The sequence below is a fragment of the Pseudomonas sp. P5_A12 genome (assembly GCF_056400685.1).
Window position 1 is genome coordinate 1 of sequence record NZ_JBFUKU010000272.1, and the last position, 7,014, is coordinate 7,014.

7 protein-coding genes, 1 tRNA gene and 1 pseudogene are annotated in these 7,014 nt (G+C 58.3%); 7 read left to right on the plus strand and 2 right to left on the minus strand.

Annotated elements, in window-relative coordinates; all coding sequences use genetic code 11:
- Positions 1 to 19: 19 nt before the first annotated feature.
- Positions 20 to 122 (plus strand) — tRNA-OTHER (locus tag AC1DSG_RS24965).
- A gap of 142 nt (positions 123 to 264) precedes the next feature.
- On the opposite strand, the gene AC1DSG_RS24970 is transcribed toward AC1DSG_RS24965, so the two are convergent.
- On the minus strand, positions 265 to 1,398 hold the full coding sequence (locus tag AC1DSG_RS24970) for a catalase family protein (RefSeq protein WP_477793285.1): 1,134 nt from the start codon (positions 1,396 to 1,398) through the stop codon (positions 265 to 267).
- Positions 1,395 to 3,203 carry a di-heme-cytochrome C peroxidase gene (locus AC1DSG_RS24975; protein WP_477793286.1) on the minus strand — a complete coding sequence of 603 codons (1,809 nt, stop codon included), beginning with the start codon at positions 3,201 to 3,203 and terminating at the stop codon, positions 1,395 to 1,397. Before AC1DSG_RS24975 ends, AC1DSG_RS24970 begins: the two co-directional genes overlap by 4 nt.
- A 269-nt stretch (positions 3,204 to 3,472) precedes the next feature.
- Between AC1DSG_RS24975 and AC1DSG_RS24980 the strand changes: the two genes are divergently transcribed.
- The 6 genes and pseudogenes from AC1DSG_RS24980 to AC1DSG_RS25005 all read left to right on the plus strand — a co-directional run.
- The gene (locus tag AC1DSG_RS24980; RefSeq protein ID WP_477793287.1) at positions 3,473 to 4,201 is read left to right on the plus strand and encodes an FKBP-type peptidyl-prolyl cis-trans isomerase; all 729 of its coding nucleotides are present in this window, start codon (positions 3,473 to 3,475) and stop codon (positions 4,199 to 4,201) included.
- Between the two features lie 293 nt (positions 4,202 to 4,494).
- The gene (locus tag AC1DSG_RS24985) at positions 4,495 to 4,959 is read left to right on the plus strand and encodes a YkvA family protein (protein ID WP_477793288.1); all 465 of its coding nucleotides are present in this window, start codon (positions 4,495 to 4,497) and stop codon (positions 4,957 to 4,959) included.
- A gap of 104 nt (positions 4,960 to 5,063) precedes the next feature.
- Positions 5,064 to 5,405: a helix-turn-helix domain-containing protein gene (locus AC1DSG_RS24990; RefSeq protein WP_477793289.1), complete on the plus strand. Its 342-nt coding sequence runs from the start codon at positions 5,064 to 5,066 to the stop codon at positions 5,403 to 5,405.
- Entirely contained in the window at positions 5,402 to 5,773 is a 372-nt protein-coding gene (locus tag AC1DSG_RS24995; RefSeq protein WP_007945207.1) for a hypothetical protein, read from the plus strand. Before AC1DSG_RS24990 ends, AC1DSG_RS24995 begins: the two co-directional genes overlap by 4 nt.
- Entirely contained in the window at positions 5,774 to 6,181 is a 408-nt protein-coding gene (locus tag AC1DSG_RS25000; protein ID WP_477793290.1) for an SEL1-like repeat protein, read from the plus strand.
- A gap of 239 nt (positions 6,182 to 6,420) precedes the next feature.
- Positions 6,421 to 7,014, plus strand: a pseudogene (locus AC1DSG_RS25005) (type IV secretion protein Rhs); the annotation flags it as partial.

The following is a 7,014-nucleotide window of genomic DNA, read 5'->3' on the forward strand; positions in this document are numbered from 1 at the left end:
ACCACTTTCAACGCTACGCGCAGCGGTAGTTCAGTCGGTTAGAATACCGGCCTGTCACGCCGGGTTAGAATACCGGCCTGTCACGCCGGGGGTCGCGGGTTCGAGTCCCGTCCGCTGCGCCATATTCGGTTACCTGGAACGCTGAACGCCAGGTCACCACACAGAAAGCCCGCTTAATGCGGGCTTTTTGTCGTCTGGGCTTTGGCCATTGCCGGGCCCCCACAAAAATAGCGACCTTCGAGGTCGCTTTTTTGTGGGCGGGATTTATTGCTCGGCGTTGCGGCTGTGACGATAGTCGCTGACCGCTTCATACACCGCTTTACGCAGACGATTGATACCGCCAATCGGTCGATGAGCCTCAAGGCCAAACCATGGGTTGAACGACTGGTTGTCGCATTGCAGGTTCAGCGCCGGCGTATCGAAGTCCTGAGCAGGTAGTTTGATTCGCGCGACCGTCTCGAACGGCGCATCGTTTTCTCTCCATTCGATACTGGTGTCTTCGATGGGCATGAATTTGCTCGGGTCCTGGCGCTGAATCTGCAGGACGAAGCAGGCCGGTACCCGGTCGGTCGATAATTGCTGGTTCAGCGCACTGCGCAAGAAGTTAGGCAGCGTCTGGTTTTGTGCCGGCAGGGTATAGGTCGGGCAGCTATCCGGGTCTGGCATTACCCGGAATTTGGCATTGGCTTCACCGAACTTGTAGGGCGAAACCGAAAAGTAAGTCGATTGTGTCGGGCTTTGCGGTGCAGTGGAGAGGGTCGCCAGGGCGATAAACAGATGGCGAACCTGCCAGGTGCGCGGGTCCCAGCCAGGAAAAAACGCCGTCACCTTTTTGCCGTCAGCTTGCGCCGCCACATTCTGACGATACTCGGCGACATCGCTGACGAAGAAATTTGGATGGCTGAACATTACAAAGTCCTGTTCACCGCGCTGCTGTTGATCGGCGAGCAGTTGCTTGCCGGGCACATCGTGCAATTTGATCGCCATGCCCCGGGCATCGCGAATACTGTCGAACTGCGGATACGCGTTGCCGTTGGACAGACGCATCGTCGCTTGCCAGGTTTTGCCGGGTTCGCTGAACACGCCTTTGCGCAATGTTTCTGAAAGATCCGGCAGCACCTGAACCTCGGCTTTCACGCAGCCATGGGCCTTGGCATGGGCGTCGCGCAGGTAGCGGGTGTTTTCACGGTGTTGATCGACGATGCGCATGGCGGTTTGAATGACGTCCCGGGTCATGGCGGCTTCGCCGTCCGGTATCAGTTCATGCGCCGAAACCGGTCCACTGTGCTGCCAGGCAAACCACATTGTGGCCAGCGCCCAGCCGAGGACTCCAAGGCCCAGCAACCACAGAAGGGACTTGCCGAGAAACGCGCCAAAGCGCATCCAGAGTGTGCTCATGGCAATTGTGCCTCCAAGGGGCCGCCCAATACTTTCAGGTACTCAAGCAGCGCCCAGCGCTCCTCCGGTTGCAGCAAGCGGCCAATCACGCCGTTGCCGCGCTTGCCGGCACGGAACTCATGGCCGCTGTTGTGATTGCCGGTGATGCGCGTGTCGAACACGAAGCCATTGGTGAAGGCCTCGGTGCGATAGCCTAGGTGTTGGGGGTCGTACTCGAACGTACCTTTATAGAAGGTGATGGCGCGTTCATCCTGAGGCGAGAGCAATTGATAGAGGCTCGGCACCGAGCCGTTGTGCAGAAAGGGCGCAGTCGCCCAAACCCCCGCCAGGGGCCGTGCCTTGTAGGCTCGCAACTCACGCACGCCAATCGGCAAGCCGAAGCCATTCATTGCGGGTTGCTCAGCTGTAGGAATGTTCGCATCACGGTAGGCTCGATCTCCGACGAAAGCGGTGATGTAGGCCAGCCCTTTGGCCGACGATAACTTGCTCAAATCCAGCGCTTCAGTGGGTGTCGGCTGCAAATGCACATCCATCTGTTTGAGCTCTGCCAGATCCCATCGCAGGGCGGAAAGGTCGAAACGATGGTCAGCAATGTTGTTTGCGGCCCCCGGGTCTGTGCCAATGAAATCGACCTGGAGCATTTTCAGTTGTTGTACCCAGCGTCCATCACTTTCGCCTGCGTGTGGTATATGGCAGCCGGCACAGTTTTCTCTAAACAGCTCGCGACCTTTGGCCGCCAGCGGCTTGTCGACAGCACCGAGCAGCGCTTCAGGCCAGGCGGGTGATTTGAGCCGTTGCAGGGTTTGTTCGATCTTGTGCAAGTCGTGCAGTCGGACACTCGACGGGTAACGCTCATCACCTTTGAGCGGTTGGCCGTTGGCATCGAAGAAACTCAGTGTGGCGCCCACCCCCAAGGACTCGCCGATGTTGCGAGCCATGGGTTGTTGCGCCGAGCCGTTCCACTGCACCCAGTCGAACGTCCACATGTCCCACAGTTGCGGATAATCCACGGGGGCATTGGCCACGCGGTAGTTGTCGGCTGAAATCGCATCGCCGAACGTGGCGTTGGCAATGCGCCCGAAGGCGTCGGTGCGGCCCGGTCCTTCTTCGGTGGGGTAGAGCCCGCGGTGAGTATCGTTCCAGGCAACTTTCACGAAGGTATCGAGAGACGCTTTCAGGTCCTTGCGCAATTGTAGGTGCCGGGCGTCGTAGTTCTCGGCCAGCACGTTGCGAGCGAAGCGTTCGAATTTCCAGGGGTTGAGGTAAGTCGAGGTCAGACTGGCGACCAGCGCTTGCCCGAAACTGCCCCCTTGCAACGTAGGAACACTGGAAGGCAAAACATGTTGCGCCGCGCCGCCGTCAATGCGGATCGCCTGGCCGTTGAAGCGCAACTCACCGGTGTGGCAAGCAGCGCACGTGATGTCCAGAAACTCGTCCTGACTGCCGGGGTTTTGGTGACGGGCAAAGCCTGCGGGCAAATTGCCTGGATTGTTTGGTGTGGGCTTCTGACCGGGGTCGATCAGGAAGCCAAAGCGTGCGAGGTAGTCGGGCGAAGCGAATCGTTGCCGGGAGAAGGGCAGTTCGAGGGCGGTGAACCAGTCGTAGCGCAAGCCTTTGACCTGAGTGCCTTGGGGGGTGAAGTAGTAAGTCTGGCGGTCTTCAGTGCTCCACTGCTCAAGATAATGCACCTGCTGTGCAGGCGACCAGTTGGGTATTTTCGGGTTGGCGACGTAGTACAGAACCATGGCCAGGCACAGTCCAAACAGCACAGCGATCAGCATCAGCAGGCGATATAAGAGGCGCATGACAAACATCCTTGTCGATTTGTAGCGCTTTTATGCCTTGGCGTCTAAGCTGCGGCAAGTGGCCATTACGCCAGATGCTGTGGGATCCGGGATCAGCTGCTGTAGGTGGAAGATGACAGAGCCTTCATGCTACCAAGGCTGAAATGCGCCAAAATGCCTGAACTTATCAGCATTATCCTGCTCTCATGCCGGTAGCCATTGGTCGTGGCGGCCTGATAAGCTCGCGGCTTTACTCGATTGCCCTTTAGGCGCATGAACAAGGAAATAGCATGAAACAGCATCGGTTGGCGGCGGCGGTGGCCCTGGTTAGCTTGGTACTCGCGGGTTGTGATTCGCAGACCAGCGTAGAGCTGAAAACTCCGGCGCAAAAAGCTTCCTACGGTATTGGTCTGAACATGGGCAAAAGCCTGGCTCAGGAAGGCATGGATGATCTGGATTCCAAAGCCGTAGCCCAGGGCATCGAAGATGCCGTCGGCAAGAAAGAGCAGAAGCTCAAAGATGAGGAGCTGGTCGAAGCCTTCGCCGCACTGCAAAAGCGTGCAGAAGAGCGCATGGCCAAGATGAGCGAAGAGTCGGCAGCTGCCGGCAAGAAGTTCCTCGAAGAAAACGCCAAGAAAGCCGGCGTAGTGACCACCGCTTCGGGCCTGCAATATGAAGTGGAAAAGAAAGCCGATGGCCCACAGCCTAAATCGACTGATGTAGTGACTGTTCACTACACCGGCAAGCTGACCAACGGTACCGTTTTCGACAGCTCCGTCGAGCGCGGCAGCCCGATCGATCTGCCAGTCAGCGGTGTGATTCCGGGTTGGGTTGAAGGCCTGCAACTGATGCACGTGGGTGAAAAGTACAAACTGTACATCCCTAGCGAACTGGCCTACGGCGCCCAAAGCCCAAGCCCGGCGATTCCAGCCAATTCGGTGCTGGTATTCGACCTGGAACTGTTGGCGATCAAAGATCCAAGCAAAGAAGATCCAGCCAAAGAAGACGCCGCCAAGTAATCAGCGTCTGCTTAGACAACAACGCCTCGCTAATGCGGGGCGTTGTTGCATCCGGGGTTTAGTGAGGGTAAACAAAGCGAACGGTTGCTGAACGCTGGAGTCATAGCCATTGAGGACGCCCGTGCTAGCCGCGCCGGCGGTCCAAGTCAATGAAATCTTGGGTTTTTTTATGTGAGTAAAAAACGCCCGATCTGAGCTGGCCCCTTATGAAACGGGGCTTTCAGCCGTGAAAAGCAGCTCTGTTCACAAGGTTATCCACAATTTGTGTGGATAACATTTCAGTGGGAGGAATAATGAACGCACCCTGGAGTTTCGCTCGATTCTTGCCACTCGCCGGGCGCCTGCTTGCACGCGGGCGCTTGCCGACACTGCTGTTCGCCGTCGCCAGTAAAGGTGCCAGTCAGGGGTTTCGCCTGGGCAAGGTTAAAGATGATCTGCGCTTGTTGCAGGCACTGTGCCTGGCCTACTGGCGCGGGGAGTACCGAGCCATCAGCCCCAAGGCGCTGATTTCGGTAGTCGCAGGCCTGATGTACTTCCTCAGTCCTGTAGATGCCATTCCGGATTTCCTTCCCCTGTTTGGCATGCTCGACGACATCGCCGTGCTGGCCTGGCTAATGAAAGTGCTCGACGACGAACTCAACGCCTTCCGTGCCTGGCGTAAGCGTCAGGTACCGGAAAAGTTGGCAGTGGTCGAGCGTCTGCCCGATACCCAGGAACAACTTCGGCTTCAGGGGCCGAAAAAGAGCAGAGCCGATTGAGAATCGCCTTTATTCATGCCCCCGCGCGACCTTGGTCGCTGTTAGGATTACACTTCTAGGGAAAAGTGCCGACTCGCTATGTGTCGTTGTCCTACGGGGAAGTCATGGATATTCAGATAATCACACGCGAAGGCGAGCCCGAGTATGCAGTTTTGCCGTGGGCTCAGTATCAGGCTCTACTGAAAGCAGCAGGCATTAACGAGCAGCCGGCGCCCGACGCGCCAGTGCGTCACGCGCCATCACCAGACCAGATTCTTCCGGGTCTGGATCAACTACGCAGTTTGCGCGAAGGGAAGGGCATCGCCATTGAGGCGCTGGCCCGCACGGTAGGCATCAGCCCGTCTTATCTGGCCTTGATCGAAAGTGGCGAGCGTCTACCCGACGCTGCGATTCGCCGCAGCCTGGCCTGGGAACTGACGGTGCCAGGGTGGAGGGATGAATCGTGAGCGTACGCATCAGTCGTCACCATTGGGACGGATTACTGGGGGAGCTGGACCAGGCGCGTCGTCAGCGTCATCTTTTGACGTATCGCGCGTTGCTGGAGCGTTTGCAATTGCCCACACCAGCCATGCAAACCCTGACCGCTGCGCTTGAACATCTGGCCGCGCTGGACGCCAAGGCCGAGCAACCACTGCGCAGTTCGCTGGTGATCAGCCAGGGTGCCAGCCGCTTGCCGCGCACCGGATTCTTTGAGTGTGTCGAGCGTCTGGGGCGTTTCTCCGGGCCGTCAGACGGCGTCGCCGCCGCGTCCTGGCACGCTTCGGAGGTTGTGCGAGTGTTTGAATACGAATACCCCGAATCGGCAGAGGCCTGAGTGTTTTTAAAGCTCAAGGCCCGGGCCGGTTACTGGCTGGCCCGCCGGTTGTTTCACTGGTCTTGGTTTGTGCGCCAGCCCCGAGGCTGGAGCTGGCTCGAAGGCCAGTTCGCCCGCATGGCGAACCTGGGTGACGTCGGCGCTCAGAGCTTCTATGGCCACATCCTGACCTTTCGCGGCGTCGGCCTTGGCGCTCGCGAAGAGGGCGTGCGATTACTGCGCCTGGCGGCGTTGGCGGGCGATGGGAAAGCGGCGTATCAGGTGGGGGTGATCAGCCTGGCGGGTACGCCGAGCAAGGCGCCGGATCCGGCTGAAGCCGCTCGGTGGTGGGGCATGGCCGCGAAGGCCGGGCATCCGTTAGCTGAGCTCAAGTTGAAAGAGTTGGCGGCTCGGGGTGATGCCCAGTAACGCCGCCGGTGTCTGAAGTACAAACGTGGCGTGCGGGAAACCTCACGCCACGTTTGCGTTTTGGCCGGTGTGTTGTTTGTTGAAGCGTTTTTAAGGATTTTCCCTACAGTCATCGCCACCTTCTCTGACTTCTTTCCTGACTGATCCCCTGCAAAGTCTCGCGCGCCCCATTTTCTGCGCGAGGGATTGCTCATGTTCGACCCGATTTTCCACTCCACTGCCTGCCGTTCGGTGCGTTGATGACCCACATCGCCCGCATCGAGCAGGAACTCGACAGTTTTCCGGACACSCTKWCKCTYTACCGCGAACAGCTGAARCATTGGTTTAGCCGGGCGGCGGACCAGGCCAGCCGCGCGGCGGATTTGCCGTCGCTGATGGGCATGGAACGGCTGATAAAACTCGGCAATACGACGACTGCGGTGAGCAGTGGCGACGATGAGTTTTTATCCAGTGTGGCGCAGTGTCCGGACGGCGGGATTCTGGAGGTCGAGAGCAAGTTTGAATCGGTTTATGACATTCCGTTGGGGAATATATCGGTTGATGTGATTGCCATGGATGGCGGCGAGAGCACACCGGTCAAGCTTGATGAAAACGGTAAAGGGCAGYTCGTAGGGACACCCGGCAAGTTCTACCGGGTTCATGTTCAGAGCGAAGTCACGCCGACTCAAATTGATGATCTTTTCTCGTCCTACGACGGCCTGACCAAAGAGCTGGACGACTGGCTGCGCAGTGAGTGGGCCGGGTTTAAACCGCGGTGGTCGCAGTCGACCTTTGCGGCTGCCGGTAACGGCATGCTCGCGGGCAGTTGGAAGGCGATTGTGGGTGTATGGGAC

Excerpts from the sequence above, each read along its gene's own strand:
- AC1DSG_RS24990 (WP_477793289.1), top strand. The coding sequence starts at position 5,064 with ATGGATATTCAGATAATCACACGCGAAGGCGAGCCCGAGTATGCAGTT.
- AC1DSG_RS24975 (WP_477793286.1), bottom strand. The coding sequence starts at position 3,203 with ATGCGCCTCTTATATCGCCTGCTGATGCTGATCGCTGTGCTGTTTGGA.
- AC1DSG_RS24970 (WP_477793285.1), bottom strand. The coding sequence starts at position 1,398 with ATGAGCACACTCTGGATGCGCTTTGGCGCGTTTCTCGGCAAGTCCCTT.
- AC1DSG_RS24985 (WP_477793288.1), top strand. The coding sequence starts at position 4,495 with ATGAACGCACCCTGGAGTTTCGCTCGATTCTTGCCACTCGCCGGGCGC.
- AC1DSG_RS24980 (WP_477793287.1), top strand. The coding sequence starts at position 3,473 with ATGAAACAGCATCGGTTGGCGGCGGCGGTGGCCCTGGTTAGCTTGGTA.